This is a genomic window from Pseudoduganella sp. R-31, assembly GCF_049913235.1.
Taxonomy (GTDB): domain Bacteria; phylum Pseudomonadota; class Gammaproteobacteria; order Burkholderiales; family Burkholderiaceae_D; genus Rugamonas.
In genome coordinates this window covers 4833719-4858368 of record NZ_CP183986.1, presented here as the reverse complement: position 1 = coordinate 4858368, position 24650 = coordinate 4833719, and the positions used below count along the sequence as shown (strand labels likewise).

26 protein-coding genes are annotated in these 24650 nt (G+C 64.5%); 8 read left to right on the top strand and 18 right to left on the bottom strand.

What is annotated here, in order from left to right; translation table 11 throughout:
- Positions 1-123: 123 nt before the first annotated feature.
- The 9 genes from prmB to dapC all read right to left on the bottom strand — a co-directional run bounded on the left by prmB (position 124) and on the right by dapC (position 8430).
- Positions 124-1014: a 50S ribosomal protein L3 N(5)-glutamine methyltransferase gene (prmB, locus tag ACN9MY_RS21945; protein ID WP_426318605.1), complete on the bottom strand. Its 891-nt coding sequence runs from the start codon at positions 1012-1014 to the stop codon at positions 124-126.
- Between the two features lie 10 nt (positions 1015-1024).
- Positions 1025-2158, bottom strand: coding sequence for a succinyl-diaminopimelate desuccinylase (gene dapE / locus ACN9MY_RS21940; protein ID WP_426336144.1), 1134 nt, complete (start codon positions 2156-2158; stop codon positions 1025-1027).
- On the bottom strand, positions 2155-2508 hold the full coding sequence (locus tag ACN9MY_RS21935; RefSeq protein WP_426162648.1) for an ArsC family reductase: 354 nt from the start codon (positions 2506-2508) through the stop codon (positions 2155-2157). The genes dapE and ACN9MY_RS21935 overlap by 4 nt, the downstream gene beginning before the upstream one ends.
- A gap of 143 nt (positions 2509-2651) precedes the next feature.
- Complete coding sequence (locus ACN9MY_RS21930; protein ID WP_426336143.1) at positions 2652-3107, bottom strand: acyl-CoA thioesterase; 456 nt, start codon at positions 3105-3107, stop codon at positions 2652-2654.
- The gene (locus ACN9MY_RS21925; RefSeq protein WP_426336142.1) at positions 3104-3388 is read right to left on the bottom strand and encodes a hypothetical protein; all 285 of its coding nucleotides are present in this window, start codon (positions 3386-3388) and stop codon (positions 3104-3106) included. The genes ACN9MY_RS21930 and ACN9MY_RS21925 overlap by 4 nt, the downstream gene beginning before the upstream one ends.
- A 113-nt stretch (positions 3389-3501) precedes the next feature.
- Positions 3502-5034 carry a helicase HerA-like C-terminal domain-containing protein gene (locus ACN9MY_RS21920; protein ID WP_426336141.1) on the bottom strand — a complete coding sequence of 511 codons (1533 nt, stop codon included), beginning with the start codon at positions 5032-5034 and terminating at the stop codon, positions 3502-3504.
- A gap of 196 nt (positions 5035-5230) precedes the next feature.
- On the bottom strand, positions 5231-6370 hold the full coding sequence (locus ACN9MY_RS21915; RefSeq protein WP_426336140.1) for a PilT/PilU family type 4a pilus ATPase: 1140 nt from the start codon (positions 6368-6370) through the stop codon (positions 5231-5233).
- 24 nt (positions 6371-6394) lie between these two features.
- Positions 6395-7216 carry a 2,3,4,5-tetrahydropyridine-2,6-dicarboxylate N-succinyltransferase gene (dapD, locus tag ACN9MY_RS21910; protein ID WP_426162641.1) on the bottom strand — a complete coding sequence of 274 codons (822 nt, stop codon included), beginning with the start codon at positions 7214-7216 and terminating at the stop codon, positions 6395-6397.
- Entirely contained in the window at positions 7213-8430 is a 1218-nt protein-coding gene (gene dapC / locus ACN9MY_RS21905; protein ID WP_426336139.1) for a succinyldiaminopimelate transaminase, read from the bottom strand. Before dapC ends, dapD begins: the two co-directional genes overlap by 4 nt.
- Before the next feature lie 89 nt (positions 8431-8519).
- On the opposite strand from dapC, the gene ACN9MY_RS21900 reads away from it, so the two are divergent.
- Positions 8520-10358 (top strand): DUF4153 domain-containing protein, encoded by a 1839-nt coding sequence (locus tag ACN9MY_RS21900; RefSeq protein ID WP_426336138.1) that lies wholly within the window; start codon positions 8520-8522, stop codon positions 10356-10358.
- Here the strand turns inward: ACN9MY_RS21900 and ACN9MY_RS21895 are convergent.
- Both ACN9MY_RS21895 and ACN9MY_RS21890 read right to left on the bottom strand, forming a co-directional pair.
- The gene (locus tag ACN9MY_RS21895) at positions 10348-11094 is read right to left on the bottom strand and encodes a Mut7-C RNAse domain-containing protein (protein WP_426336137.1); all 747 of its coding nucleotides are present in this window, start codon (positions 11092-11094) and stop codon (positions 10348-10350) included. The genes ACN9MY_RS21900 and ACN9MY_RS21895 overlap by 11 nt on opposite strands.
- A 23-nt stretch (positions 11095-11117) precedes the next feature.
- Positions 11118-11525, bottom strand: a complete 408-nt coding sequence (locus ACN9MY_RS21890; RefSeq protein ID WP_426318600.1) for a MerR family transcriptional regulator — start codon at positions 11523-11525, stop codon at positions 11118-11120.
- Between the two features lie 31 nt (positions 11526-11556).
- Here ACN9MY_RS21890 and ACN9MY_RS21885 point away from each other — a divergent pair, with 31 nt between their 5' ends.
- Entirely contained in the window at positions 11557-12015 is a 459-nt protein-coding gene (locus ACN9MY_RS21885) for a hypothetical protein (RefSeq protein WP_426336136.1), read from the top strand.
- On the opposite strand, the gene ACN9MY_RS21880 is transcribed toward ACN9MY_RS21885, so the two are convergent.
- Positions 11944-12663 (bottom strand): alpha/beta fold hydrolase, encoded by a 720-nt coding sequence (locus ACN9MY_RS21880; protein WP_426336135.1) that lies wholly within the window; start codon positions 12661-12663, stop codon positions 11944-11946. The genes ACN9MY_RS21885 and ACN9MY_RS21880 overlap by 72 nt on opposite strands.
- 2 nt (positions 12664-12665) lie before the next feature.
- Here ACN9MY_RS21880 and ACN9MY_RS21875 point away from each other — a divergent pair, with 2 nt between their 5' ends.
- Both ACN9MY_RS21875 and ACN9MY_RS21870 read left to right on the top strand, forming a co-directional pair.
- Positions 12666-13535 (top strand): LysR family transcriptional regulator, encoded by an 870-nt coding sequence (locus ACN9MY_RS21875; RefSeq protein WP_426162631.1) that lies wholly within the window; start codon positions 12666-12668, stop codon positions 13533-13535.
- 47 nt (positions 13536-13582) lie between these two features.
- A complete protein-coding gene (locus tag ACN9MY_RS21870; protein WP_057259270.1) occupies positions 13583-13972 on the top strand; it encodes a VOC family protein in 390 nt (129 codons plus the stop codon).
- A 10-nt stretch (positions 13973-13982) separates the two neighbouring features.
- Here the strand turns inward: ACN9MY_RS21870 and ACN9MY_RS21865 are convergent, their stop codons facing one another.
- Positions 13983-14948, bottom strand: coding sequence for a dipeptidase (locus ACN9MY_RS21865; protein ID WP_426162630.1), 966 nt, complete (start codon positions 14946-14948; stop codon positions 13983-13985).
- 95 nt (positions 14949-15043) lie between these two features.
- On the opposite strand from ACN9MY_RS21865, the gene ACN9MY_RS21860 reads away from it, so the two are divergent.
- Positions 15044-16303: a DEAD/DEAH box helicase gene (locus tag ACN9MY_RS21860; RefSeq protein ID WP_426336134.1), complete on the top strand. Its 1260-nt coding sequence runs from the start codon at positions 15044-15046 to the stop codon at positions 16301-16303.
- A 116-nt stretch (positions 16304-16419) separates the two neighbouring features.
- Here the strand turns inward: ACN9MY_RS21860 and ACN9MY_RS21855 are convergent, their stop codons facing one another.
- Genes ACN9MY_RS21855 through ACN9MY_RS21845 form a run of 3 tightly spaced genes read right to left on the bottom strand, consistent with a single transcriptional unit; the run spans position 16420 to position 18813 of the window.
- Positions 16420-17073 (bottom strand): hypothetical protein, encoded by a 654-nt coding sequence (locus tag ACN9MY_RS21855; RefSeq protein ID WP_426336133.1) that lies wholly within the window; start codon positions 17071-17073, stop codon positions 16420-16422.
- Between the two features lie 2 nt (positions 17074-17075).
- Positions 17076-18041, bottom strand: coding sequence for an MlaD family protein (locus ACN9MY_RS21850; protein ID WP_426336132.1), 966 nt, complete (start codon positions 18039-18041; stop codon positions 17076-17078).
- 4 nt (positions 18042-18045) lie between these two features.
- Complete coding sequence (locus ACN9MY_RS21845) at positions 18046-18813, bottom strand: ABC transporter permease (RefSeq protein ID WP_426162624.1); 768 nt, start codon at positions 18811-18813, stop codon at positions 18046-18048.
- Positions 18814-18861: 48 nt separating this feature from the next.
- Between ACN9MY_RS21845 and ACN9MY_RS21840 the strand changes: the two genes are divergently transcribed.
- Both ACN9MY_RS21840 and ACN9MY_RS21835 read left to right on the top strand, forming a co-directional pair.
- Positions 18862-21735 (top strand): M16 family metallopeptidase, encoded by a 2874-nt coding sequence (locus ACN9MY_RS21840; RefSeq protein WP_426336131.1) that lies wholly within the window; start codon positions 18862-18864, stop codon positions 21733-21735.
- A gap of 22 nt (positions 21736-21757) precedes the next feature.
- Positions 21758-22663, top strand: coding sequence for a sulfurtransferase (locus ACN9MY_RS21835; RefSeq protein ID WP_426318592.1), 906 nt, complete (start codon positions 21758-21760; stop codon positions 22661-22663).
- Here the strand turns inward: ACN9MY_RS21835 and ACN9MY_RS21830 are convergent.
- On the bottom strand, positions 22626-22949 hold the full coding sequence (locus tag ACN9MY_RS21830) for a c-type cytochrome (RefSeq protein WP_426162621.1): 324 nt from the start codon (positions 22947-22949) through the stop codon (positions 22626-22628). The genes ACN9MY_RS21835 and ACN9MY_RS21830 overlap by 38 nt on opposite strands.
- 2 nt (positions 22950-22951) lie before the next feature.
- The gene (locus ACN9MY_RS21825) at positions 22952-23662 is read right to left on the bottom strand and encodes a hydrolase (protein WP_426318591.1); all 711 of its coding nucleotides are present in this window, start codon (positions 23660-23662) and stop codon (positions 22952-22954) included.
- Positions 23663-23758: 96 nt separating this feature from the next.
- On the opposite strand from ACN9MY_RS21825, the gene ACN9MY_RS21820 reads away from it, so the two are divergent.
- Positions 23759-24646: a LysR substrate-binding domain-containing protein gene (locus ACN9MY_RS21820; RefSeq protein ID WP_426318590.1), complete on the top strand. Its 888-nt coding sequence runs from the start codon at positions 23759-23761 to the stop codon at positions 24644-24646.
- Positions 24647-24650: the final 4 nt, after the last annotated feature.

Here is a 24650-nt window from a genome sequence, read left to right as displayed (position 1 = left end):
ACCGGTAAAGCGGCGGGAACTGGCCCAAGGTCCAGCTCCCGTCCCTCACTGCCAGTCACTCCGCAGTCCGCGGCCGTGGCGTACCGGTGTCTGACCCTGCGGGTCGGACACCGCCTTGCCGGTTTAGATTTTCAATTGGTCAGCAGTGATCAGGAACACCATATCATCGCCCTGGCTAGTGGTCAGCCAGGTCAGCCCCAGCTCCCCAAACGCCGCTTCCGCAAACTCTTTCTCATTGCCGATTTCCACGATCAGCAGGCCGTCGTCGGTCAAGCGCTCGGCCGCGCCGGCAACGATCTTGCGCACAAGGTCCATGCCATCGGCGCCGCCGTCCAGGGCAATCTGCGGCTCGTGCAGGTATTCCTGCGGCAGCTTGGCCATCGACGACGAGTTCACGTAAGGCGGATTGGTGATGATCAGGTCATACTTCTTGCCGGCCGGGACGTTGGCGTACAGGTCCGACTGGATCAGGTTCACGCGGTCTTCCAGCTTGTAGGTCTCGACGTTCTTGCGCGCCACTTCCAGTGCATCGGCGGAGATATCGACCGCATCGACTTCCGCATCAGGGAAGGCGTCGGCCATCATGATCGCCAGGCAGCCGGAGCCGGTGCACAATTCCAGGATGTTCGACACGTTCTCCGCATCGTTGACCCAAGGGGCGAAGTAATTCGGAATCAGTTCCGCGATATAGGAGCGTGGCACGATAGTGCGCTCGTCGACGTAGAAGTTGTAGGTGCCCAGCCAGGCTTCATTGGTGATGTAGGCAGCCGGCACGCGGTCGTTGGCGCGGCGCTCGATCACGGCCAGCACTTCGGCGATTTCCTCCGGCTGCAGGCGCGCATCCATGAACGGCTCCAGGCGGTCCAGCGGCAGCGCCAGCGTGTGCAGGGTCAGGTAGGCCGCTTCATCGTAAGCCTCGGCGCTGCCGTGGCCGAAGAACAGCTTGGCCTTGTTGAAACGGGTGACTGCGTGGCGAATCAGGTCGCGCGGGGTGGTGTACAGGGTGGTATCCATAGTGTTCTTCTTAGCGCAGGAGGTTTTCCAGGGTGCGGCGGTAGATGTTCTTCAGTGGATCGATGAAGCGGACTTCGATGTGCTCGTCGATCTTGTGGATGCTGGCGTTCGGGGGGCCAAATTCTATCACCTGGGGGCAGATCTGGGCGATGAAGCGCCCGTCGGAGGTGCCGCCGGTGGTGGACAGTTCCGTGTCGACGCCCGTTTCATCCTTGATGGCGTGGCACAGCGCTTCGGACAGCGTGCCGCGTGGCGTCAGGAAGGGCAGGCCGGACAAGGTCCAGTCCAGCTGGTATTCCAGGCCGTGCTTGTCGAGGATGGCATGCACGCGCTCGCGCAGGCTCTCGTGCGTGGAAGCGGTCGAGAAGCGGAAGTTGAAGTCGATGTGCATGTCGCCCGGGATCACGTTGTTGGCGCCGGTGCCGGCCTTGATGTTCGACATTTGCCAGGAGGTCGGCAGGTAGTACTCGTTGCCGTGGTCCCAGACTTCGGCCACCAGGTCGGCCAGTGCCGGCGCGGCCAGGTGGATCGGGTTCTTTGCCAACTGCGGATAAGCGATGTGACCTTGTACGCCCTTGATGGTCAGGCTGCCCGACAGCGAACCGCGGCGGCCGTTCTTGATCATGTCGCCGAGGGTCTTGTCGGAAGTCGGCTCGCCGACGATGCAGTAATCGATGGTCTCGTTTCTCGCCCTCAGCTTTTCCACCACCGTGACGGTGCCGTCGGTAGCCGGGCCTTCTTCGTCGGAGGTGATCAGGAAGGCGATCGAGCCTTTGTGATCCGGGTGCGCGGCCAGGAATTCTTCGCAAGCGACCACCATCGCGGCGATCGATGTCTTCATGTCGGCAGCGCCGCGGCCATACAGCTTGCCGTCGCGGTGGGTCGGGTAGAACGGTTCGGACGACCACTTTTCGACCGGGCCTGTCGGTACCACGTCGGTATGGCCGGCGAACACCAGCACCGGGCTTTCCGTGCCCTTGCGCGCCCACAGGTTGGTGACTTCGCCGGAAATGATGGTCTCGCAGTGGAAGCCGAGCGGCTCCAGCCACGATTTCAAATGGTCCTGGCAGCCCTTGTCGTCAGGCGTGACAGACTCGCGGCCCAGCAGCTTCTCGGTCAGGTCGAGGGTACGGGAGGCGCTCATGCTGCGAAGATTTCCTGGTACATGGCGTCGTTGAAGCCGACGTGGGCCTTCGCGCCGGCACCCACCAGCACCGGGCGCTTGATCACGGACGGGTTTTCCAGCATCAGGGCGACTGCGGCATCGGCGCTGGTGACGGCAGCCTTGCGCTCGTCGGGCAGGGCGCGCCAGGTGGTGCCCTTCTTATTGACCAGCACTTCCCAGTCCAGGGTTTTCAGCCAGGTGCGCACGGTGGCTTCGTCCAGGCCCTGTTTCTTGAAGTCGTGGAAGGTGAAGTCATGCTGTTGACCAGCCAGCCATACGCGGGCTTTCTTGACAGTGTCGCAGTTGGGAATGCCGTAGAGGGTAATCATTCGGAAAATAATGTTGTGCGGGGGCGGCCTTGCGGCCGAAGGACGACATTATATCGTGCAGCGAGCGTGATAAACCGTGATCGTTTTGCCAATGTTTCCTGAGAATGGCAAGAGGGCGGAGCTACCCGCCGCCACGCGCGCGCCTATTTTGACGCGGACACCTGACTGAATGCCGGCACGTACACCTCGCTGAATTCCGGCGGCAACCGCTTCGGGCGGCCACTGGACAGCTCTATGCAGACCAGGTCCCAGCGCGCGCGCAGAACCGTGGTGTTGTCGCGCTGGCGAACCAACTGAAAGCAGCGCTGCATCGATAGCGGGCTGTCGCCGGGCAGCAGCCAGGTGCCTAGCAGCAGATCCTCGCCTTCGTTGGTGGCGAAGATGTAATCGAACTCGCTGCGGCGGATCGCCATGCCGCGGTCCAACCGCTTGTAGTCCGCCAGCGTCAGGCCGAGTGCATTGGAGTGCGCCCAGCCAGCCTCTTCGCACCAGCGCACGTAGACCGCATTATTGGTGTGATCGAGGCCGTCGATGTCAGCCGCTCGCGGCGTGACCGGCAGGATGAAGGGCGCCGGCCGGTCCCATTGAGGCGCCGTCATGGCCGTGGCGCCTGCACCGGGGCCGGCTTGAGAACGACCGGGCCGTAGCCGCCCCTGGTCCTGGCCCAGCCTCGCCACGTGTCCCGGAACTCAATCTGCTCCGTGTGGTAAGCGATGCCTCCGAACTCCACCTTCAGTTCAACGCAATCTTTGCCCGCCACGCCGGACACCAGGCGCTGCTGGGGCGGGCTGTCAGGGTAAATCACGTCCGACGCATTGAAGCTTTCGCCAATATCGGCGATGCCGGCGCGGGGCTTGTCAAAGCGGCCCAGAAGGTTCAACACCTCCTGAGGCAGGTCGCTGAGCGAGGCGATGGGGTGCGCCGACACGGACGAGCAAGCCTGTGCGTGCACAGCGGGAAGGAGTGCGAGCAGCAAAACACCGGCCCGCACGATCAACGCTTCTTCAGGATGGAGCCCAGCACGCCGCGAATGATCTCGCGGCCAACTTGCGAGCCGATGCTGCGGGCGGCGGATTTCACCATCGCCTGCACTGCGGTGTCGCGCTTGCTGCTGCCGCCGAACAGGCCGCCCAGTACGTCGCTAAAGATCGAGCCGCCGCTGTCGGCAGGCGCTTCGGCTGGCGCTTGCGCGGTGCCCCGGCCCATCGGCCCGCGGCCACCCGGTGCGGGTGCAGGGGTGCCGGCGCCGGCGACGCGGCCAGTCAGCTTTTCGTAGGCGGATTCGCGGTCGACGGCTTTCTCGTACACGCCGGCCACAACCGAGCTGGCGCGCGCGGCCTGGCGTTCCGCTGCGCTGATCGGGCCCAGTTGCGATGCCGGCGGCAGCACGAAGGCGCGCTGCACGATCTGCGGCGTGCCTTTTTCGTCGAGGAAGGATACGAGCGCCTCGCCCACTCCAAGCTCGGTAATCACTTGCGCCACGTCGAGCGCCGGATTCGGGCGGAAGGTTTCAGCGGCCGACTTGACGGCCTTCTGGTCGCGTGGCGTGTAAGCGCGCAGTGCGTGCTGCACGCGGTTGCCCAGCTGGCCCAGCACGGTCTCCGGAATATCGAGGGGATTTTGCGTGATGAAGAACACGCCCACGCCTTTGGAACGGATCAGGCGCACCACCTGCTCGATCTTTTGCAGCAGGGCCTTCGGCGCTTCGGCAAACAGCAGGTGGGCTTCGTCGAAGAAGAACACCAGTTTCGGCTTATCGAGGTCGCCCACTTCCGGCAGGTTTTCGAACAGCTCGGACAGCATCCACAGCAGGAACACCGCGTAGATGCGCGGTGCGTTCATCAGCTTGTCGGCAGCGAGGATGTTCACCACGCCTTTGCCTGCCGCATCGGTCTGGATCAGGTCGTCGATGTTCAACATCGGCTCGCCGAAGAACTGCTCGCCGCCTTGCTCTTCAATCGCCAGCAGGCCGCGCTGGATGGCGCCGATGCTGGCCGCGCTGACGTTGCCGTAGCTGGTCTTGTAGTCGGCGGCATTGTCGCCCACGTGCTGCAGCATGGCGCGCAAGTCCTTGGTGTCGAGCAGCAGCATGCCGTTGTCGTCGGCGATCTTGAACACCAGCTGCAGCACGCCTTCCTGGGTATCGTTCAGGTTCAGCATGCGCGCCAGCAGGGTGGGGCCGAGGTCGGAAATGGTGGCGCGTACCGGGTGGCCCTGTTCGCCGAACACGTCCCAGAAGGTAACCGGGCAGGCGGCCCATTGCGGGGTTTCCAGCTTCAGCGCTTCCAGGCGCTTGGCCATTTTTTCGCCCAGCACGCCGGGTTTCGCCATGCCAGAGAGGTCGCCCTTGATGTCGGCCATGAAGACCGGCACGCCGATGTCGGACAACGATTGTGCCATGCGCTGCAGCGTGACCGTCTTGCCGGTGCCGGTAGCGCCGGTGATGCAACCGTGGCGGTTCACCAGGCTGGATAGCAGGTCGAGGGAAAGGGCGTCGGTTTTGGCGATCGGCAGGGCGGTGCTCATATTGGGGCGGAATTTCTTGTTGATATGAAATTCTGATCATACCTCATCGCATGCCGTTTGCAGCTTACCGCGCGTCCTGATGATTTCATCGGCAAACTTGTTCAGCCCTAGCCAGGATCGGCAAGAACCGGACCGCAGATGTGCGGCGCAGCGCTTGCCTCGGCAAGCGCTGGCACTGACAGCCCCGCGCGCCAGGTCAGGAGTTCAGGGTGAACTCGGTGAAGGAGGCGTCGGTCGGGGATTTCAGTTCTTCTTCCTCGACGGCTGGCGGCGTTTCCATGCCGTGGTTCAGCAGCCACAGCAGGTTGGTGGCCGAGTCGGCGTTGGCCAGGGCTTCATCCTTGGTGATGGAGCCGTCCATGACCAGCCTGTACAGCGCTTGCTCGAACGACTGCGAGCCCGGCGACAGGGATTTTTCCAGCGCTTCCTTGATCTGGCCGATCTCGCCTTTTTCGATCAGGTCCGAGATGTAGCGGGTGTTGACCATGATCTCGACCGCTGGCGTGCGGGTGCCGCCGCCGGCCGAACGGATCAGGCGCTGCGACACGATCGCCTTGACGGTCGAGGACAAGTCCTGCAGCAGTGCAGGGCGGTTCTCGATCGGGTAGAAGGAAATGATCCGGTTCAGCGCGTTGTACGAGTTGTTGGCGTGCAGGGTCGCCAGCACCAGGTGGCCCGACTGCGCGTAAGCCATGGCCGATGCCATGGTTTCGCGGTCGCGGATCTCGCCGATCAGGATGCAGTCCGGCGCCTGGCGCATCGAGTTGCGCAGGGCGGTGTAGAAGTCCTTGGCATCGCTGCCGATCTCGCGCTGGTTGACGATCGACTTCTTGTTGCGGAACAGGTATTCGATCGGGTCTTCCAGCGTCAGGATGTGGCCCGAGCGCAGTTCATTGCGGTGGTCCAGCATGGAGGCGATGGTGGTCGACTTGCCGGAGCCGGTCGCGCCGACCAGCAGCACCAGGCCGCGTTTTTCCATGATCAGGTCGGCCAGCACCGGCGGCAGGCCCAGTTCGCCCAGCGGCGGAATGCTGGCCGGGACGAAACGGAAGACAGCGGAAATGCTGCCACGCTGGCGGAAAGCGGACAGGCGGAAGCGGCCCAGGTTGGGCACGGAGATACCCATGTTCAGCTCGTTGGTCGTATCCAGTTCTTCCAGCTGCTCGGGCGAGCAGACCTCAGCCAACAGGGCTTCCAGGTTCTCGGGTCCGAGCTTTTGCTGGTTGATCGGGATCAGAAGGCCGTTGATCTTCAGATGCACCGGCGAGCCTACGGCAAAAAACATGTCCGAGGCGTTTTTTTCCTTCATTAGCTGGAACAGGCGGTCCATAGCCATTTTTTGGGTATCTCCTTGTTACGGTTATACGCCGCGCAGCAATTCGTTAATGCCTGTTTTGGCGCGGGTTTGTGCGTCGACGCGCTTGACGATCACGGCGCAGTACAGGCTGTACTTGCCATCAGCCGATGGCAGCGAGCCCGAAACCACGACGGAGCCGGCCGGCACACGGCCGTAGAATACCTCGCCAGTGGTGCGGTCGTAAATCTTGGTCGACTGGCCGATGTACACGCCCATCGAAATCACCGAGTTTTCTTCCACGATCACGCCTTCCACGATCTCGGAACGGGCGCCGATGAAGCAGTTGTCCTCGATAATGGTAGGATTGGCCTGCATTGGCTCGAGCACGCCGCCGATGCCCACGCCGCCCGACAGGTGCACGTTCTTGCCGATCTGTGCGCAGGAACCAACGGTGGCCCAGGTGTCGACCATCGCGCCTTCGTCGACGTAGGCGCCGATGTTCACATAGGAAGGCATCAGCACCACGTTCTTGCCGATGAAGGAGCCGCGGCGCGCCACGGCTGGCGGCACCACGCGGAAGCCGCCCTTGGCGAAATCTTCGGCCGAGTAGTTGGCGAACTTGGTAGGAACCTTGTCGTAGAACTGCATGGTGCCGTCGGAAGGCATGACCACGTTGTTCTCCAGGCGGAAGGACAGCAGCACGGCCTTCTTGATCCACTGGTTGACCACCCAGGCGCCATTTTCTTTATGGGCTACGCGCAGCGAGCCGTTGTCCAGGCCAGCCAGCACGTGGTTGACGGCATCGCGCACTTCCGCGGTGGCGTTGGACGGGTTGATCTCGGCGCGGTTGTCCCACGCGGTTTCAATGATTTGCTGGATGCTCATGATTTAGCTAGTTGGTTACAGAATTGAACGATACGGCGCGCCGCTTCAAGGCCTTCCTCGGTTTCGGCAACCAGCGCCATGCGGATGCGGTTGCGGCCCGGGTTGACGCCGTGGGCGTCGCGCGCCAGGTAGCTACCCGGCAGCACGGTGACATTGTACTCGGCGTGCAGGCGGCGGGCGAATTCGGTGTCGGACAGGCCGGTGCGGGTCACATCGGCCCACAAATAGAAGCTGGCGTCCGGCATTTGCACGTCCAGCACTTCCTGGATAAGGGGCGTGATGGCGGCGAACTTGGCGCGGTATTGCGCGCGGTTTTCCTCGACATGGGTTTCGTCGTTCCAGGCGGCGACAGAGGCGGCCTGCACATGCGGGCCCATGGCGCTGCCGTGGTAGGTGCGGTACAGCAGGAATTTCTTCAGCACTTGCGCGTCGCCGGCCACGAAGCCGGAGCGCATGCCCGGCACATTGGAGCGCTTGGACAAGCTGGAAAACACCACCAGGCGGGCATACGGCTCGCCTTCCCGGGTCAGTCCCAGGATATTGGCCGCCTGCATCGCGCCCAGCGGCGGCTCGTCGCCATGGTAGATCTCCGAGTAGCACTCGTCGGCGGCGATAATAAAATTATAACGATCGGACAGCGCGAACAGGTGCTCCCAGTCGGTCAGCGTCAGCACGGCGCCGGTCGGATTGCCCGGCGAGCAGATGAACAGCAGGCGCACGCGCTGCCAGACTTCTTCCGGCACGCTGTCGTAGTCCGGCGCGAAATTGCGGGCCGGATCGGAATTGACGAAGTACGGCTCGGCGCCTGCCAGGAATGCCGCGCCCTCATAAATCTGGTAGAACGGGTTGGGGCACATCACCAGTGCGCCGGTATCGGGCGCGATCACGGTCTGCGCAAACGAGAACAGGGCCTCGCGCGAGCCGTTTACCGGCAGCACCTGGGTGGCGCGGTCCAGCGTCGGCAGGTCGTAGCGGCGCTCCAGCCAGGACGCGATGGCGTTGCGCAGCGCCTCGCTGCCGGCGGTCAGCGGATAGTTGGCCAGCCCGTCCAGGTTATCGACCAGGGCCTGGCGGATGAAGGCCGGGGTAGGGTGCTTTGGCTCGCCCATGCCCAGGCTGATAGGCTTGAAAGCGGGATTGGGCGTGCTGCCGGCAAAGAGCTGGCGCAGTTTTTCAAACGGGTAGGACTGCAGCTTGTCGAGATGTGGATTCATGGCGCATACGGCTGGTTGAACCATTGATTATAGCCGTACTGCGCAACAGTGGCGTTGCTGCAAAATTGACAAGGGGATATGATCGTTTCATGGACGCCGCAACCTCCGAACCAGATGTGCTGCCGCAGGAACCGGTGCGCGACGCTGCCGTCACGCGGCGGGTGGGGCAGTTGCGCCTGATTGCCGGCCTGGTGCAGGGTGGTGTGTTATATTTTTTGTATCATGCGCAGCAGTCCGGCAACTGGCCGGCCAGCCAGCCGATGCTCTACCTGCCGCTGGTGCTGGCCGCCATCGTCCTGCCCGTCCTGCTGATTTCCAGCCTGGGCCATCTCGAGCGTCGTCCGCTGGCTTTGTGGCTGGGAGCCGCCGCCGCCGTGCTGGCGGTGGTTGGCATGCATGATGCGTGGCGCAATGCCTTCGACCATGCGCCGTTGCTGCGGCCAAGCTTCCTCGTGTTCCCGTTCGTCATCGGTTTCTTTTTTGTCGCCCATAGCCTGGTGATGGCAGGAGCGCACGACAGGCGCTGGGTCGCCCATTACGCCACCTGCTTCGAAAGTGCCTGGAAACTGGCGATCCAGTTGTTGTTTTCCGCCCTGTTCGTGGTTGGTATCTGGCTGGTGATGTGGATGGGCGCCGCATTGTTCGGCCTCCTGAAGCTGAATTTCCTCGAAAAGCTGCTGATGAAGTCCTGGTTCTCGGTGCCGCTGGTATGCGTGGCTTTTTCCAGCGCCATGCATACCACCGACGTGCGGCCGGCGATCGTGCGCGGCATCCGCAGCCTGCTGCTGGTGCTGAAAGCCTGGATCCTGCCAATCGCAGTGCTGCTGGTCGGCGGATTCCTGGCTGCATTGCCGTTCACCGGCCTGGAGGTGCTGTGGCAGACGCGCCACGCCACCGCCGTGCTGCTGGCTAGCAGCGCAGTACTGGTGGTGCTGGTCAATGCCGCTTTCCAGGCGGGCGACGCGGCCGCAGGGCTGGCGGGCAGCGTCCGTTTCTCGGCGCGGCTGGCCTGCTTCCTGTTGCCGCCGCTGGCCATGCTGGGCGTGTATGCGCTCGGCCTGCGCGTGGCCGATTACGGCTGGACGCCGGACCGCGTGATCGCCGCCGCCTGCCTGCTGGTGGCAGTGTTCTATGCAGGCGGCTATGTGTACGCAGCCGTGCGCCGGGGCGGGCCGTGGCTGGATGGCTTGCGCCAGGTGAACCTTGCGGCAGCGATGCTCTCGCTGGCGGTTGCGCTGTCGCTCTTTACGCCGCTTGCTGATCCGGCACGCATATCGGTTGCCAGCCAGGTGGCGCGGCTGGCCAGTGGCGCAACGGCGACGGACAAGTTTGACTATGGATTCCTGCGCTTCCGCGGCGCGCGCTATGGCATGGAAGCCTTGCAGACGCTCGCCGCCCACGGCGCCGGTCCGCAGGCTGCAGCCGTTCGCACCCGCGCGGCAAGCGTATTGAGCCAGCGCTACGAGGATCGCGGGGAGACCGGCACTGCCGGGCCGGCCGATATTGCCGCCAACCTGAGCGTGTGGCCGCAAGGCGTCCGGATGCCGCCTGGCTTCCTCGCGCAGGACTGGGCCGCTGTCCGCTATCCGGCGTGGGCGCCGGGCTGCCTGCGCCGCGCCGGCAGCCGGTGCGACGCGGTCTTGCTGGATGCCGACGGCGACGGCCGGCAGGACGTTTTGCTGGTCGGAGAAAACCGTGCCGATGGCGCGGCGCTCCTGGCCGAGCGGGAGGGACGGTGGCAGGTCATCGGCCGGCCGCCCAAGTCGCTCGCCGGATGCGCCGGCTTGCAGGAACGCCTGAGGGCCGGCGAATTCTCGCTGGCAGCGCCACGCTTGCGCGATCTCGAGGCTGGCGGCCAGCGGATCGTGCTGGCGCCGGTCGAATCGATCGAACCCGATTGCGCGCAGGCAGGCAGCGCTAGCCGGTAGCCACGCCCTGGCTCTCCAGCAGCGCCTTCATGCGGCGCCAGTGCGAGCCGCGCCAGAACACACCCCGGCAGACGTCGCAGGTCAGGAATTCCTCTTGCGATGCGCGCACCGAAGGCGGAAGCTGTTCCGCCACCTCGGCCTTCGGCACCGGCCGCAGCGGCGCATTGCAGGCCAGGCACAGCGTGAACGGCCGCGCGCTGGCCGCCAGGTCCAGGCGCTGGAAGAGCTCCGCAAACTGCTCGGCAGGCTTCAGGGCACGCACATAGCAGCCGTGCGTAATCCCGCGCCGCTTCAGCAATTCGCGGTCGCGGGTGAGGGCGACCCGGCCTTCCTCCGCCGACAGCGCTGCCACGGTCGGATCGTCGATCCGGTTGTCGTACAGCGTATCGAAGCCCGCCATGCGCAGCAGCCGCGCCAGGCCGCCAAGGTGGGCGTCGGCCACGAAGCGCACCAAGCGCAATGGCTCGGCGCGCACGCGCAGCAGCGGCCGCACGTCGAACGCCTCGAACTTGGGGTAGACCGCCACCCGGTCGCCATCGCACAGCAGGCGCTCGAAGCCCGACGACTCGCCGTTGACCAGGATCAGTTCGACTTCGGTATGCGGCACGCCAAGCGCCTCGATCATGTGCTTGGTGGTGGCCGCGCGTGCGCACGGTACGGTGAACTCAACCTTGCGCCGTTCGCGCGGCAGGAAGTCGTTTAGTTCTTCGTAGAAGCGGAAGGTGGCGTTGACCATACGCCAGTTTAACTAATCAGCGCCTAAGCCGCAGCCGCAACGGGGCGCAGCGGGCAATCTTCCATCCGCTCGCTGAGGCGGTGCAGCAGCTCGCCGCGCAACGACTGCAGGCCGTCGATGCGACGGTCGATCTCGGCCAGCTTGGCTTGCAGGGCTGTGCGCAGGACCGCCGCGCTTTGTTCGACAGGCGCCGCCAGCAGCGGCAGATCCGCCTCGATTTCCTGCAGGGTGAAGCCCAGCGCCTGCGCGATGCGGATATAGCGCAGCCAGTCCACCGCTTCCGTGGGATAGTCGCGGTAGCCATTTGTGCTGCGGCGCGCCGCCAGCAAGCCGCGCTTTTCGTAATAGCGCAGGGTATCGCGGCTGATGCCCGTTGCTTCAGCCAGTTCGCCGATCTGCATTTCGCCGTCTCCAAAAAAGTGCTTGACCATGGAGTGTACTCCAAGGTTTAAGCTGCGCAGCATGAATACTTCAAATATCCGCAAACTGGTGCGCGCCAGCGCCACCTACGACCTGCTGGTGACGGCACCTTTCGCCACCCCATGGACCTTCGCCATCGCCCACGGCCACCTGTCCGCGCTAAACGAAGCGCTGGGCGGGCCGCCGTTGCCGGCCTTCGGCGCCATCCACATCCTGTTTGCCTGCCTGCTCGGCAGCATCGTGCTGGTGTGGTCCTGGCTGCGGCTGCGCGACCCGCAGCCGCAGTTCGCCACCTACGACGGCACGGCACGCCTCATGTTCAGCACCTGGTTTGCCTGGACACTGGCCGGTGGCGGCATGCCGCTGGTCTGGCTGTTCGTCCTCCCCGAATTCGCCTTCGGCGTGGTGCAGTGGTATGCCGTCCCGCCCTTAATCCGACGTGGCAGCGGCCGCCGCGAGGATCAGCTTGGCGACATCGCCGGGGCGCGAAACGTGCGGTGAGTGGTCGGCAGGCAGGCTGACCACCTGTGCCGAGATATTCTTCGCCATGTCCTTCTGCAGGGCCGGCGCCAGCATGTTGTCCTGCTCGCTCACGAAGTACCACGACGGCTTGCTCTTCCAGGCCGGGACGCCGACCTTCTCTTCGAAATTGAGGCCGCGGATCGGAACCTGGGTAGCCGCCAACAGCTTTGCTTCCGCGGCCGGGACATATTGCCCGAGGTGTTTCTGCACCCCTTCAAGCGTGAGGGTCAGGAAGCCTTCCTTGTCGGCCACCAAGTGGCTGAAGCACGAAGGTGTCGGGTAGCCCTTGGACGCGGTCACGATCGACTGTCCTTCGGCGGGAGCGAAAGCCGCGATGTAGACCAGCGATTTGACGCGCCCATGCCGGCCAGCTTCGGTGATGACGACGCCACCCCAGGAATTCCCCACCAGGACGACCGGGCCGGCCTGCATGTCCAGCACGCGCCTGGTCGCGGCGACGTCGTCGGCCAGCGAAGTCAATGGATTCTGGACCGCCACTACTTTCAAGCCTTTTGCCTCCAACTGTGGAATGACCTTGTTCCATACCGAGCCGTCGACAAAGGCGCCATGGACCAGGACCACGGTAGGCTTGGCCGGAGCGGCGCCGCCGGTTGCGGCAGCTGACATGCATGCAGATATTCGTGAAAGCGGTGGAGCTTGGTTCGCTCTCCGCAGCAGCGGAAGAGCTCAACATCTCGTCGCAGTTGGCGGGCAAGCAGATGCGGGCGCTGGAGCAGGGCCTTGGCATCAAGCTGCTGAACCGCACCACGCGCCGGCAAAGCCTGACGGACGGCGGCCGCATCTTTTACGAGAGGGCCAAGGGCATTCTGGCCGAGATGGAGGCGGCCGAAGCGCTGCTGGCGGAAACCCGCGCCGTGCCAAGGGGGCGGCTGCGCATCAGCGCACCGATCACCTTCGGCAGCCGGGCGCTCGCCGGGGCCATTCCCGAGTACCTGAAACAGAACCCAGAAGTCACGCTGGATCTCAGCCTGAGCAACCGGACGGTAGACCTCATCGAGGAGGGATACGATGCCGTGTTCCGCACGGGCGAACTGCCCGATAGCGGCTTGCAGGCACGGCGGCTGGCACCGTACCGCATGGTCCTGTGCGCGGCGCCGGCTTACCTCAAAACGGCCGGCAAGCCGAAAACGCCCCAGGACCTGCAAGCACACGAGTGCCTGGTGTTCTCGCACACCACGCTGCGCACGGCATGGGAATTCGACGGGCCGCAACGACGCGAGTCGGTTTCAATCCGCGGCAGGTTCTCGACCGACAACAGCGAAGCCCTGCGCGCCGCAGCCGTGGCCGGGCAGGGAATAGTCCTGCATCCCCACGAACTGCTGGCCGAGGAAATCGCCGCCGGCCGCCTGGTGCGGCTGTTGCCGGGCTACGAACCAGTGGCTCGCGCTTTGCACGTGCTGTATGCGCCCGACCGGCGAATGATGCCAAAATTGCGAAGTTTTCTCGACTTTGCTGTGCAGAGGTTCGGACCGGGGTAAGCTTAGGTCCAGCAGGTTTTTCCGCGAACCCTGGAAACGGAGGAGATATGCAAGCGCAACCTTTGATTGCTGTCAGCAACGTCGAGGCGGCCAGCCGCTGGTACCAGAAAACCCTGGGCCTGAAGAGCGGACACGGCGGCAACGAGTACGAGCAATTGCTGCATGACGGCCGCATGGTGCTGCAGCTGCACCGCTGGGATGCCCACCATCATCCTCACATCGGCAATCCCGAACAGCGCCCCTACGGCAACGGTGCGCTGCTGTGGTTCTGGACTGACGACTTTGACGATGCGGTCGATCGCGCTACTGCAGCCGGCGCCACGGTGCTGGAGGGGCCGAAGGAAAACAGCAACGCGCAGCACCGCGAACTGTGGCTGCGCGATCCGGAAGGTTACGTTGTGGTGCTGGCAGGGCCTTACGGCGACGTCGGGATGTAAGCTGCGTCGCTCAGCTTAGCCAGGTCGCCCGTGCCACACGCAGCATATTGCGGCCAAGGACTTGCTCGATCTCGCTGGGCGCCATGCCCAGCTTGCGCAATTCCAGCGGCAGCGACCTCCAGGCATAGATCGGCACGAAGGAAGGAGAACGGCCGGCGCGATAGCCGGCCGACTCCGGCCACCACCAGCCGGGATTGAAGCCGCCGGGCGGCGTATCGTCCAGGTCTTTTTCGCTGAAGCAGATATCCAGGCCGACACCTGCGTGGGCCACGCCCACCAGGTCGGCGACATAGGCCACGTGCCGCGCCACGTCCGCCGCTGTCGGCTGCTCGCAGCCCAGGAACCACGACAGGCCCGACACGCATACCACGCCGCCTGTCGACGCGCAGGCCTGAATCTGTTCATCGGTCACATTGCGCCCGTGCGGCACCATGGCAAACGGATTGGCGTGGCTGAACACCACCGGTTTGCTGGAAGCTTCCATGATTTCAAGGCTGCACAGGCGGCCAGTGTGGGAGCAATCGACGATGATTCCAGCGTCGTTGACCGCCTTCAGCACCCGATGGCCCAGGCGCGTCAGGCCGCGCGCCATATCGTGGCAACCATCGGCCACGTTGTTGTTGCGGTTGTAGGCGAACAGCATCTGGCGCACGCCCAGCCGGGCATACACTTCTGCCATTTCCGGCTGCTCCATCAAGGGCATGGCGCCTTCCATGTCGAAGCCGATGGCCAATACGCCGTCGGCCGCAGCCTGGATCACTTCATCCACGCCGGACACTAGGCGATAGCGGCCCGGATTGGCGGCGATGGTGGCGCGGTAGCCGGCGATGACCGACATCACCTGCGACACGGGATTCATGTCCGCGCCCACGGCGATCGACACGTAGTTCACGCCAGCGGAATGGAGCTGGTCGAGCGGAGAGAAATCCGCCTGCGGATGCTGCGGCAGGCAGATGTGGGCATCCCAGTTGATCATTTCTTGTTGTGATTGTTGGTAGATTGATAGCAAACGTATAGTCGCACGAAACCCGGCACAAGGTATACTGCCGGCTTATCCCAACGAAGCACGCCATGACATTTTCCAGCCTGGGCCTCGCGCCCGCACTGCTCAACGCCATCACCGAGACCGGCTACAGCACCCCCACCGCCATTCAGGCCGCCGCCATCCCTCCCGCCCTGCGCGGCGCGGATGTGCTGGGGCAGGCGCAAACCGGCTCCGGCAAGACGGCCGCCTTTGCGCTGCCGCTGCTGAATGCCTTGCTCGAGGCGGGCCGTCCAGGCGCCGGCCCGCGCAAGCTGCATGCGCTGGTGCTGGCGCCCACGCGCGAGCTGGCGGCGCAGGTTGGTGAAGCGTTGCGCGGGCTGGCATCGCACCTTCCGTCGCCGGTCAAGGTCTCGGTCGCCTTTGGCGGCGTTTCGATCAACCCGCAGATGATGGCCCTGCGCGGCGGCACCGACATCATGATCGCCACCCCCGGCCGCCTGCTCGACCTGGTCGAGCACAATGCGCTCAAGCTGGATGGCACCTCGGTGCTGGTGCTGGATGAAGCGGACAAGCTGCTGGACATGGGCTTCGCCGACGAAATCTCCCGCATCCTCGCGCTGCTGCCGGCGCGCAGGCAAAACCTGTTCTTTTCCGCCACCTTCCCGCCGGCGGTGCAGGCGCTGGCCGGCAAGCTGCTGCACGAACCGGTGCGGGTCGCCACGCTGGACGAAGCAGCGTCCGCACCCGACATCACCCAGCGCGCCATTGAAGTGGACCAGGCGCAGCGCACCTCGCTGCTGCGCATCCTGCTGAAAGAAGAGGGCTGGAAACAGGTGCTGGTGTTTGTGGCCACCAAATACGCCTCCGAGCACGTGGCCGACAAGCTGCGTCGCGGCGGCGTGGCAGCGGAAGCCTTCCACGGCGACTTCAGCCAGGGCGCCCGCACCTCGGTACTGAACGACTTCCGCGAAGGCAAACTGAAAGTGCTGGTCGCCACCGACGTCGCCGCGCGCGGCATCGACATCGCGCAACTGCCGGTGGTGGTCAACTACGACTTGCCGCGCTCACCGGCCGACTACACCCACCGCATCGGCCGCACCGGCCGCGCCGGCGCCTCCGGCCTGGCGGTCAGCTTCATCCCCCCCGACGCCGAACAGCATTTCCGCCTGATCGAAAAGCGCCAGAACGTACGCGTCCAGCGCGAACGCCTGGCCGGCTTCGAACCGACCACGGCAGCCAAGCCACTGCCCCCCGGCGCCAGCGACGGCACCGGCGGCATCAAAGGCAAGCGCAAGAGCAAAAAAGACAAACTGCGCGAAGCCGCCGCCAACACCAACAACGGCTGAGCCCGTGTCACACCATGGGGTCACACCCTAAGTGTGACACGACCTCAACCGCGCGGCATGCTAGAGCCCGTGTCACACCTGGGGTGTGACCCCAAGGTGTGACACGGACTCGGCTGTTATGGAGTGGTGGCGAGCTTGATGCGGCGGCGCAGGCGTTCGGCTTCGGCGGTGTCGCCGGCTTGTTCGGCGCGCTGCAATTGCACGTTCAGCCAGGCCAGGACGGCGCGGCGCCAGCCTTGGGCTGAGGCGGTGTTGATGGCCGTCGTCACCAGTTCGGGCGTGGCGCGGTTGGCGCGCATCAGGGCGCCCGCGGCGACCATGCGCGAGAGCGGGTCGCTGATGGCGGCGGCGGCCATCGCGGCTGCGGTGTCGCTGGATGCACCGGCTACGGCGCGTTGCGGCTCGGGCAGCAGGGCGGCATCGGACGGGGTGGCGCGTCCAGCCAGGTAGCGGGCGTAGGCTTGGTCGGCGGCGGAAGCGTCGGCTTGCAGCGGCGTGAAGCCGGCGCATTCTTCATATGCCAGGGCTGCTACCTGTACCGCGCAGCGCAGCAGCTCGATCCGGATCGCCAGCGCGGGCTGGGCGGTGCTGCCGACCTGGTTGCGGGCCAGGCTGAACTCGCGCTCGGCGACGGCTGTCTTGCCTTCCATGTAGGCCGAAGTTGCGCGCTCGGTGGCGCCGGCGGCGTTCAACTGCCAGTCCGGCACGCGCGGGCCGCTGCTGCAGGAGGCCAACAACGCGGCGGCCAGTACCGCGGCGAGTGTCGACATTCTCATGGAAGTTTGATCTCCGGTTCGCTGCGCTTGAACGGCCATTTGCGATTCAGCTCATTGATCATCTGTTCTACCTTGCGCAGGTTGGCGTCGACTTCGGCGCGCAAGGCGCCGAGGTCTTCGGTGGCGGCGCGCGTGTTGGCGCCGACAGCTTGCGCTTCCACCAGTACCGCATCGAGCTTTTTCAGCGAGTTGCGCGCGTCTGCCAGCAGGGCATTCAACTGCTGCACCGCCGCCTGCGTATCGTTGGCCAGGCCTTTTTCACCGAACACGCGCTTGTCGGCGTTGCCGACCAGGCTGTCGGCCTTCACTACCAGCGAATTGGCATTGCGCAGCAGTTCTCGCGCTTTCTGGTCTTCGCCTGCCAGCACGCCGAGCGCGCCGCCGGGGCCATTCAATTTCTCGGTCACGCCTTGCACATTGCGCAGGCTGGTGCCGAGTGCGGATTCTTCGGCGGTCAGCGCCGCCAGGTTGTTCAGCAAGTCCTTGGCCGATTGCAGCAGGCGCGGGATTTCGGCGGCCATGTCGCCCACCAGCAGCGCGCGCTCGGCATCAGGCGGCAAGGGCGGGTCGGCCGGGATGCCCGTGAAGGCGCGCAGCTTGGCGCCGCCCACCAGGCTCTTTTCCAGCGTGAAGATGCTGGTGGTGCGCAACCAGTGCGCATCCTTGCTCGGTACGTCGACCAGGATACGGGCCTTGCCGTCCGGCGCCAGTTCGATGCGCTGCACGCGGCCGATCGGGAAGCCGGCGAAGGTCACGTCCATGCCGACCGCCACGCCTTCGGAGTCGTCGGCGGTCAGCACCAGCCGTTGCGTGGGCTCGAAGGCGCCGCGTGCGTACATCAAGTACATGATCGCGCCAAGCACCAAGGCGACCAGCAGCACCAGCAGGGCAACTGCCTTGGCTTCGGCGTTATGGATCGGCGCCGGCTCGGCACCGGTAGCAGGGGGAGTCGTTTCGCTCATATCGTCAATAATAATTACCCATCAGGGATGCGGCTTCCACTACCAGGATCACGGAAAACATGCGCACCATGTCGGCCAGCCCGTGTGCAACGCCAATGCGCCGCAGCGGGCTGGAGGCGCCGGTGAAGTAAGAGGACGCCAGCGGGATCACCGCTACCGCCAAGCTGAAAAACACTACCTTCAGGACCAGGATCAGGCACACCGCCGGATTGAATATCTGTCCCACTACGCGGGTGTAGCCCGGCAGCGCCCATGGCGTGAAGCCGTACATCACCAGGTAGGCCAGCACCAGGGTAAGCAGGCAGCTGACTGCAGCCAGCATCCACACGGCGAACACGCCCGCTGCGGCGCGCGGGTAGAACTGGGTGCGCAGGGCGGCGCGCGCGTCGGGCGCATGGCCGGCCAGCCTTTGCTGCGCGAATTCGACGCCAGCGGGCAGGGTGGTGCGCAAGGCCACGAACAGCGCCGCCGTCAGCGGCACCAGTTCCAGCACCAGCACGCGCACCACCATTTCCAGCGCATAGCGCGACAGGCCGTAGCTGGCCGAGGTGACCACGACAATACGGATGATGACAAGGCTGATCAGCGCGCAAAGCACGGAAAACCAGGCCAGGTTGGCGGTGGTGGCAACGACGATCTGTTCGGACAGCATGCGCCGGTTATCGCGCCGGTAGCTGGATGGCGCCATGGCGCGCGTCAGCAGCAGTGCGGCGAACTGAAGCAACTGCCACCAGCTGGTCAGCCACGCGATTGCAGGGCGGTAAGCGTTCATTCCGGCATACTAGCATTAACGACAAGCTATGGTGTATCGTACTATGTTATGAAACTACTAAAACTGCTTCTGGCAGCAGCCTTGGTGTGCTGCTCCTTCGTGGCTTCCGCCGCCCCCGATTCGGCAACGCTGCTGCCGCTTGATCCCCAGATCAGGACCGGTAAGCTGACCAACGGCCTCACTTACTATGTCCAGCAGAACCGCCGCCCGGAAAAGCGCGTTGAACTGCGTCTGGTGGTGAAGGCCGGTTCGGTTCTGGAAGACGAGGACCAGCTTGGCCTGGCCCACTTCACCGAGCACATGGCCTTCAACGGCTCGACCCATTTCAAGCGCCACGAGCTGATTTCGTGGCTGCAATCGGTGGGCGTGAAATTCGGCGCCGACCTGAATGCCTACACCGGCTTCGATGAAACGGTGTACATGCTGCCGATCCCGGTCGACAAGAAGGAAAACCTGGACAAGGGCCTGCTGGTGCTGGAAGACTGGGCCCAGGGCGTGACCTTCAACGATGCCGATATCGAGAGCGAGCGCGGCATCGTGCTGGAAGAACTGCGGCTGGGCAAAGGTGCGACCGACCGCATGAACAAGGTGCTGCTGCCGAAGATCTTCAACGGCTCGCTGTATGCGAGCCGGCTGCCGATCGGCAAGGCGGAAATCCTGAAGTCCTTCAAGCCCGATGCGATCCGCCGCTTCTACAAGGACTGGTACCGCCCGGACCTGATGGCGGTGATCGTGGTGGGCGACGTCGATCCGCAAGAGGCCGAGCGCCTGGTGGCCAGCCATTTTTCAAAGCTGGTGAATCCCGCCAACCCGCGCCCGCGCACCTACCCCCCGATCCCGGAACGCAAGGAGTCGGAAGCCATCGTGGTCACCGACCGCGAGGCGCCGTCAAATCTGGTGACGATCCGCTATCGCTTCATCGAGCGCACCGAATCGAAGACTGTCGGCGAGTACCGCAACCGCATGGTGGAGTTGCTGTCGGCAGCGATGCTGAGCCAGCGCATCGCCGAACTGTCGCAGCAACCGAACCCGCCTTTCCTGCAAGGCTATAGCAACATGGCCAAGGCGGTACATGGCCGGCAGGCCTTCGTTTCGAGCGCCGTGGTGGGCAAGGCCGGCGCATTGCCGGCCATCCGCGCCGTGGTCGAGGAAGGCGAGCGTGCGCGCCAGCTTGGCTTTGGCGCGGCTGAAATGGAGCGCGCCAAGAAGAATATGATGCGCTTCATCGAGAACCTGTACAACGAACGCGACAAGACGGAGTCGGCGGCCTACGTGAGCGAGTTCACCCGCCACTTCCTGGATGGCGAATCGATGCCCGGCATCGAAAACGAATACAGCTATTACAAGGAGCTGCTGCCGGGCATCACGCTGGAAGAAGTCAATGCCCAGGTGCGCAACGCCATTCCGGTCGGGCAGAAGAAGCTGGTCATCTTCATGGGCAACGACAAGTCGGGCACCGTGGTGCCGCAGGCGACGCAGATGCTGGCCACCGTGGAGGAGGCCGAAAAGGCCACCGTGTCGGCGCATGAGGAAAAGGCACTTGCTGCCAGCCTGATGGCGCAGCCGCCCAAGGCCGGCCGCATCGTCAAGGAAAGCACGGACAAGCTGCTGGGTACCACCGAGCTGCTGCTGTCGAACGGCGTGAAGGCCGTGTTGAAGCCGACCGATTTCAAGAACGACCAGGTGCTGATGTCGTCGACCCGTTTCGGCGGGCAGTCGCTGGCGGAGGAGGGCGATATCGTCAACGCGCGCTATGCCACCGCCATCCTCGCCAGCATGGGCGTCGATGGCTATGCGCCGCTGGACCTGCAGAAAATGCTGGCCGGCCACAGCGTGCGCTCGGCCTTTGCCTTGGGCAGCGTGACCGAAGGATTTGCCGGCGGTTCCAGCAGCAGCGACGTCGAGACCATGCTACAGCTGGCCTACCTGCAAATGACCCAGCCGCGCCGCGACCAGGCGCTGTTCGATGTCTTCATCGACAAGCAGCAGGAGCAGGCGCGCAACGCCCAGGCGCGTCCCGAGGCGGTGCTGACCGATACCATGCGCACGACCATGTACGGCAACCATCCGCGCGTGGGCCTGACGCCGCGTCCGGAAGAGCTGGACGGCATTCGCCTCGAGCGCGTGATGGCGCTGCAGAAGGAGCGCATGTCCAGTGCTTACGGCATGACCTTCTTCTTTGTCGGCAGTTTTGACGTGGCGAAGATCAAGCCCTTGCTGGCGACCTACCTCGGTGGCCTGCCGGCTGCGAAAATACCTGTCGAATACAAGGACCGCCATGTACGCCCGGTGCGCGGCGTGGTGAAGAAGGAAGTGCGCCGCGGCCGCGAAGCAAAGAGCCAGGTCAGCATCATCTTTGCGGGCGAAGCCGGTTTCAACGAGGTCGAGCAGATGCGCCTGCGCGCCCTCATCGAGATCATGCAGATCAAGCTGACGGAAGCCTTGCGCGAGCAGCGCGGCCTGGTCTATACCGCAAGCATCCATGGCGGCATGGCGCGCCATCCTTACCCCAGTTACACCATCAATATCGGCCTGCCGACCGCGCCGGAAAACGCGGACAAGGCCATCGAAGCCACCTTTGCCGAAGCGCGCAAGCTGCAGGAGAAGGGACCGGAGGAGGCCGACCTGGCCAAGGTCAAGGAAAACTGGACCAGCAACTACCGCAAGGCCTTGCGCGAAAACGGCTGGTGGCTCGTCAACCTCCAGCAGTCGCTGGTCAACAGGACCGATTCCAGGCTGCTGCTGCGTCAGAACGACATGATCGCCAGCCTGACCGTGGCGGACGTGCAGGCCGCCGCCAGGCGCTATTTCGACTTCAATAATTACGTGCAGGTGGTGATGCACCCAGCGGAGAACAAAGCTGATGCCAAGCCCGATGCAAAGCCGGAGGCGCCCGCCGAAGCTGGTAAACTGCCGGATTGATTGTGATTTTGAGTTGTTTTAAATGCATGGTTTCCGTCCCGACCTGGCGCGCTGGCACCAGCTCCCATCGCCTGCCTGGCTGGCGCGCCTGCTCGATGGCGTGCCCGTGCCGGCAGCGCCGGGCGGGGCGTGGCGCCTGTTTGAAGTAGGCTGCGACAGCCTCGCCGCCTACCTGTCCGGCCATATTCCGGGCGCTGGCTATATCGACACCAACCGCCTCGAACGGCAGCCGCACTGGAACAAGGTTTCCGACGATGCCTTGCTGGCGCTGCTGCTGGAAAACGGCATCCGCCACGACACCACCGTCATCCTGTACGGCCGCAACTCGCTGGCCGCTGCCCGTGCTGCCCACCTGATGCTGTATGCCGGCGTGGCCGACGTGCGCCTGCTCGATGGCGGCTTCGATGGCTGGCTGCGGGCCGGCCATGCGCTGGAGCGGGGCGCCGGCCAGTTGCCGCAAGCTGCGGCAAGCTTTGGTTCCACCTTTCCGGCGCGCCCGGACTTCCTGATTGACACCGCCCAGGCGCGCGAACTGCTGCAGCAGCCGGACGGCGCCCTGGTCAGCATCCGCACCTGGCAGGAGCACGTCGGCGCCACGTCCGGCTACAGCTATATCGATGCCCGCGGCGACATTCCCGGCGCTCGCTGGGGCCGTGCCGGCAACGATGGCGACGTGCACAGCATGAGCGAATACCAGCACGCTGACGGGACCATGAAACCTCCGGCGGAGATCAGCGCGCTGTGGCGCCAGGCGGGGATCGAGCCCGGCCAGCGCACCGCTTTCTACTGCGGCACCGGCTGGCGGGCTTCGCTGGCATTCTTCTATGCCTGGTTGATGGACTGGGAGCGCATCAGCGTGTACGACGGCGGCTGGTGCGAGTGGAGCCGGGTCAATCCGCCTGCATCATGTAGCGGATCGCGGCCTTGAGCTGGTCGGCATCGAGTTCTTGCCTGCCGCCGCGGGCCGGCATCGCGCCCACCCCTCTCATGGCATTGCGCACCAGGCCATCCAGGCCGCCGGCACGCGCCATGCGCTCCTGCCACTCCTTGCGGTCGCCAAGCTTGGGCGAACTGACCATCACATTCTCGCTTGCGTGGCAGGCGATGCAGACCGTTTCATATACCTCGCGGCCAAGCCGGCCCTGGCTTTGGGCCAGGGCCGGCAGGCAGGCCAGCAGCCCGCAGGCTGCCAGCAGGGCGGTTGCCAGCCGCATGATTACTTCTTGCCTTCCTTGGCGTTGAACATTTCCTTGGCGTAGACGATGCCCAGGCCATAGCCGCCGCCGTGTTCAGAAGCGATCTTCATCACGGGAGCGTAGGTCTCGCCCCGCGCCCAGTCGCGCTGCAGTTCCAGCATGTACTGCAGCCAGGTCACGGGGCGGGCGCCGGCCTGCACCATGCGCTGAACGGCCATGTCATGCGCTTCCTTGCTGACGCCGCCCGAGGCGTCGGTCACGATGTACACCTCGTAGCCCTGGTCGATGGCCGACAGTACCGGCTGCACCAGGCATACCTCGGTCCACAGCGCCGCCATCACGACTTTCTTGTGTCCGTTCTTTTGCACGGCGTCGACCACGCGCTGGTCTTCCCAGGTATTCATGGTGGTGCGGTCGATCGGGGCTTGTTCAGGAAATACCGCTTGCAGCTCGGGGAAGATCGGGCCGCTGAAGGACTTGGCGGCGACGGTGGTGAGGATGGTCGGCACCTTGAAGGTCCTGGCCGCCTTGGCCAGGCCGGTCACGTTGTTGCGCAGTTCGGCGATATCGATGGACCGCGTGGCGAAAGCCATCTGCGGCTGGTGGTCGATCAGCACCAGGGTGTGGTTCTTTGGCGTCAGCAACTGTTCGGCAGGCGGTGCGGCGTGGGCGCCGGCGCTGAAGGCGAGGATGACTGGCAGTGCTGCTTTGATCAGGGTCTTGAAATTCATGGTGTGCTCCGTTGTTGTGGGGTTGCGATGGAGTGAACTTTAATAAATCCGGATGCCGTAATAAACTAGTGGTTGTGCAAATGATATTTACGCAAAATGGAACAATATGACTTGACCGACCTGCGCGCTTTCATCACCGTGGTGGAGAGCGGCAGTTTTGTGCGGGCGGCCGAACAGCTTTCGGTCAGCACCGCCGCCATCAGCCGCCGCATCGCCACGCTGGAGGCAGCGCTGGGCAGCCAGTTGATCACCCGCACCACGCGCCGCAACGACATCACCGATGCCGGGCGCGCCTTCTACGCCGATGCGCAGGCCGTGTTCCAGCTGCTGGATGAAGCCCACGACCGCGTGCGCCAGGGCCAGGACAGCGCCAGCGGCACCTTGCGCGTGGCGGCTCCACTCAGCTTCGGCATCCAGAAAGTGGCGCCGGTGCTGCCGCCGTTCATGCAGCGCCATCCCGGCCTGAGAGTGCAGTTGCTGCTGGAAGACCGCACCACCGACCTGCATGCGGAAGCGATCGACGTCGCCCTGCGCATCGGCTTCCTGCGCGACTCCTCGCTGGTGGCCACCCGTATTGGCACTGTCGGCCGCGTGTTCGCCGCAGCGCCCGCCTACCTGCGTCGTGCCGGCCAGCCGAATACCCTGGCGGAGCTGCGCGGCCACTCGGTGTTAAATTACAGCTTGCTGAGCGTGCGCGAAGAGTGGGGGCGCCTGATTGGCGACCCGGGCGAGCAGCTCGACCTGAAAGTGCCGCTGGCGGCCAATAATGCCGAAGCGCTGGCCGAATGCGCGATCCAGGGCATGGGCATCGTGCTGCTGCCCGAATTCGTGCTGGCTCCGGCCCTGGCCGACGGCCGCCTGCAGCAATTGCTGCCCGGCGCCAGCCCTGAGCCCTTTGGCCTGTTTGCGGTGCGGCCATCGCGCCAGTTCACGCCGGCCAGGCTGCGGCTGTTCATTGACTATTTGCGGGAGTGCGGCTTCTGAAGGA

Coding starts and splice junctions, on each gene's coding strand:
- ACN9MY_RS21920 (WP_426336141.1), bottom strand. CDS start 5,034: ATGAGCACCGCCCTGCCGATCGCCAAAACCGACGCCCTTTCCCTCGAC.
- prmB (WP_426318605.1), bottom strand. CDS start 1,014: ATGGATACCACCCTGTACACCACCCCGCGCGACCTGATTCGCCACGCA.
- ACN9MY_RS21915 (WP_426336140.1), bottom strand. CDS start 6,370: ATGGCTATGGACCGCCTGTTCCAGCTAATGAAGGAAAAAAACGCCTCG.
- ACN9MY_RS21855 (WP_426336133.1), bottom strand. CDS start 17,073: ATGTCGACACTCGCCGCGGTACTGGCCGCCGCGTTGTTGGCCTCCTGC.
- ACN9MY_RS21860 (WP_426336134.1), top strand. CDS start 15,044: ATGACATTTTCCAGCCTGGGCCTCGCGCCCGCACTGCTCAACGCCATC.
- ACN9MY_RS21870 (WP_057259270.1), top strand. CDS start 13,583: ATGCAAGCGCAACCTTTGATTGCTGTCAGCAACGTCGAGGCGGCCAGC.
- ACN9MY_RS21835 (WP_426318592.1), top strand. CDS start 21,758: ATGCATGGTTTCCGTCCCGACCTGGCGCGCTGGCACCAGCTCCCATCG.
- ACN9MY_RS21880 (WP_426336135.1), bottom strand. CDS start 12,663: ATGTCAGCTGCCGCAACCGGCGGCGCCGCTCCGGCCAAGCCTACCGTG.
- ACN9MY_RS21890 (WP_426318600.1), bottom strand. CDS start 11,525: ATGGTCAAGCACTTTTTTGGAGACGGCGAAATGCAGATCGGCGAACTG.
- ACN9MY_RS21830 (WP_426162621.1), bottom strand. CDS start 22,949: ATGCGGCTGGCAACCGCCCTGCTGGCAGCCTGCGGGCTGCTGGCCTGC.
- dapD (WP_426162641.1), bottom strand. CDS start 7,216: ATGAGCATCCAGCAAATCATTGAAACCGCGTGGGACAACCGCGCCGAG.
- ACN9MY_RS21820 (WP_426318590.1), top strand. CDS start 23,759: ATGGAACAATATGACTTGACCGACCTGCGCGCTTTCATCACCGTGGTG.
- ACN9MY_RS21845 (WP_426162624.1), bottom strand. CDS start 18,813: ATGAACGCTTACCGCCCTGCAATCGCGTGGCTGACCAGCTGGTGGCAG.
- ACN9MY_RS21825 (WP_426318591.1), bottom strand. CDS start 23,662: ATGAATTTCAAGACCCTGATCAAAGCAGCACTGCCAGTCATCCTCGCC.
- dapE (WP_426336144.1), bottom strand. CDS start 2,158: ATGAGCGCCTCCCGTACCCTCGACCTGACCGAGAAGCTGCTGGGCCGC.
- ACN9MY_RS21930 (WP_426336143.1), bottom strand. CDS start 3,107: ATGACGGCGCCTCAATGGGACCGGCCGGCGCCCTTCATCCTGCCGGTC.
- ACN9MY_RS21900 (WP_426336138.1), top strand. CDS start 8,520: ATGGACGCCGCAACCTCCGAACCAGATGTGCTGCCGCAGGAACCGGTG.
- ACN9MY_RS21865 (WP_426162630.1), bottom strand. CDS start 14,948: ATGATCAACTGGGATGCCCACATCTGCCTGCCGCAGCATCCGCAGGCG.
- dapC (WP_426336139.1), bottom strand. CDS start 8,430: ATGAATCCACATCTCGACAAGCTGCAGTCCTACCCGTTTGAAAAACTG.
- ACN9MY_RS21885 (WP_426336136.1), top strand. CDS start 11,557: ATGAATACTTCAAATATCCGCAAACTGGTGCGCGCCAGCGCCACCTAC.
- ACN9MY_RS21895 (WP_426336137.1), bottom strand. CDS start 11,094: ATGGTCAACGCCACCTTCCGCTTCTACGAAGAACTAAACGACTTCCTG.
- ACN9MY_RS21935 (WP_426162648.1), bottom strand. CDS start 2,508: ATGATTACCCTCTACGGCATTCCCAACTGCGACACTGTCAAGAAAGCC.
- ACN9MY_RS21875 (WP_426162631.1), top strand. CDS start 12,666: ATGCAGATATTCGTGAAAGCGGTGGAGCTTGGTTCGCTCTCCGCAGCA.
- ACN9MY_RS21850 (WP_426336132.1), bottom strand. CDS start 18,041: ATGAGCGAAACGACTCCCCCTGCTACCGGTGCCGAGCCGGCGCCGATC.
- ACN9MY_RS21840 (WP_426336131.1), top strand. CDS start 18,862: ATGAAACTACTAAAACTGCTTCTGGCAGCAGCCTTGGTGTGCTGCTCC.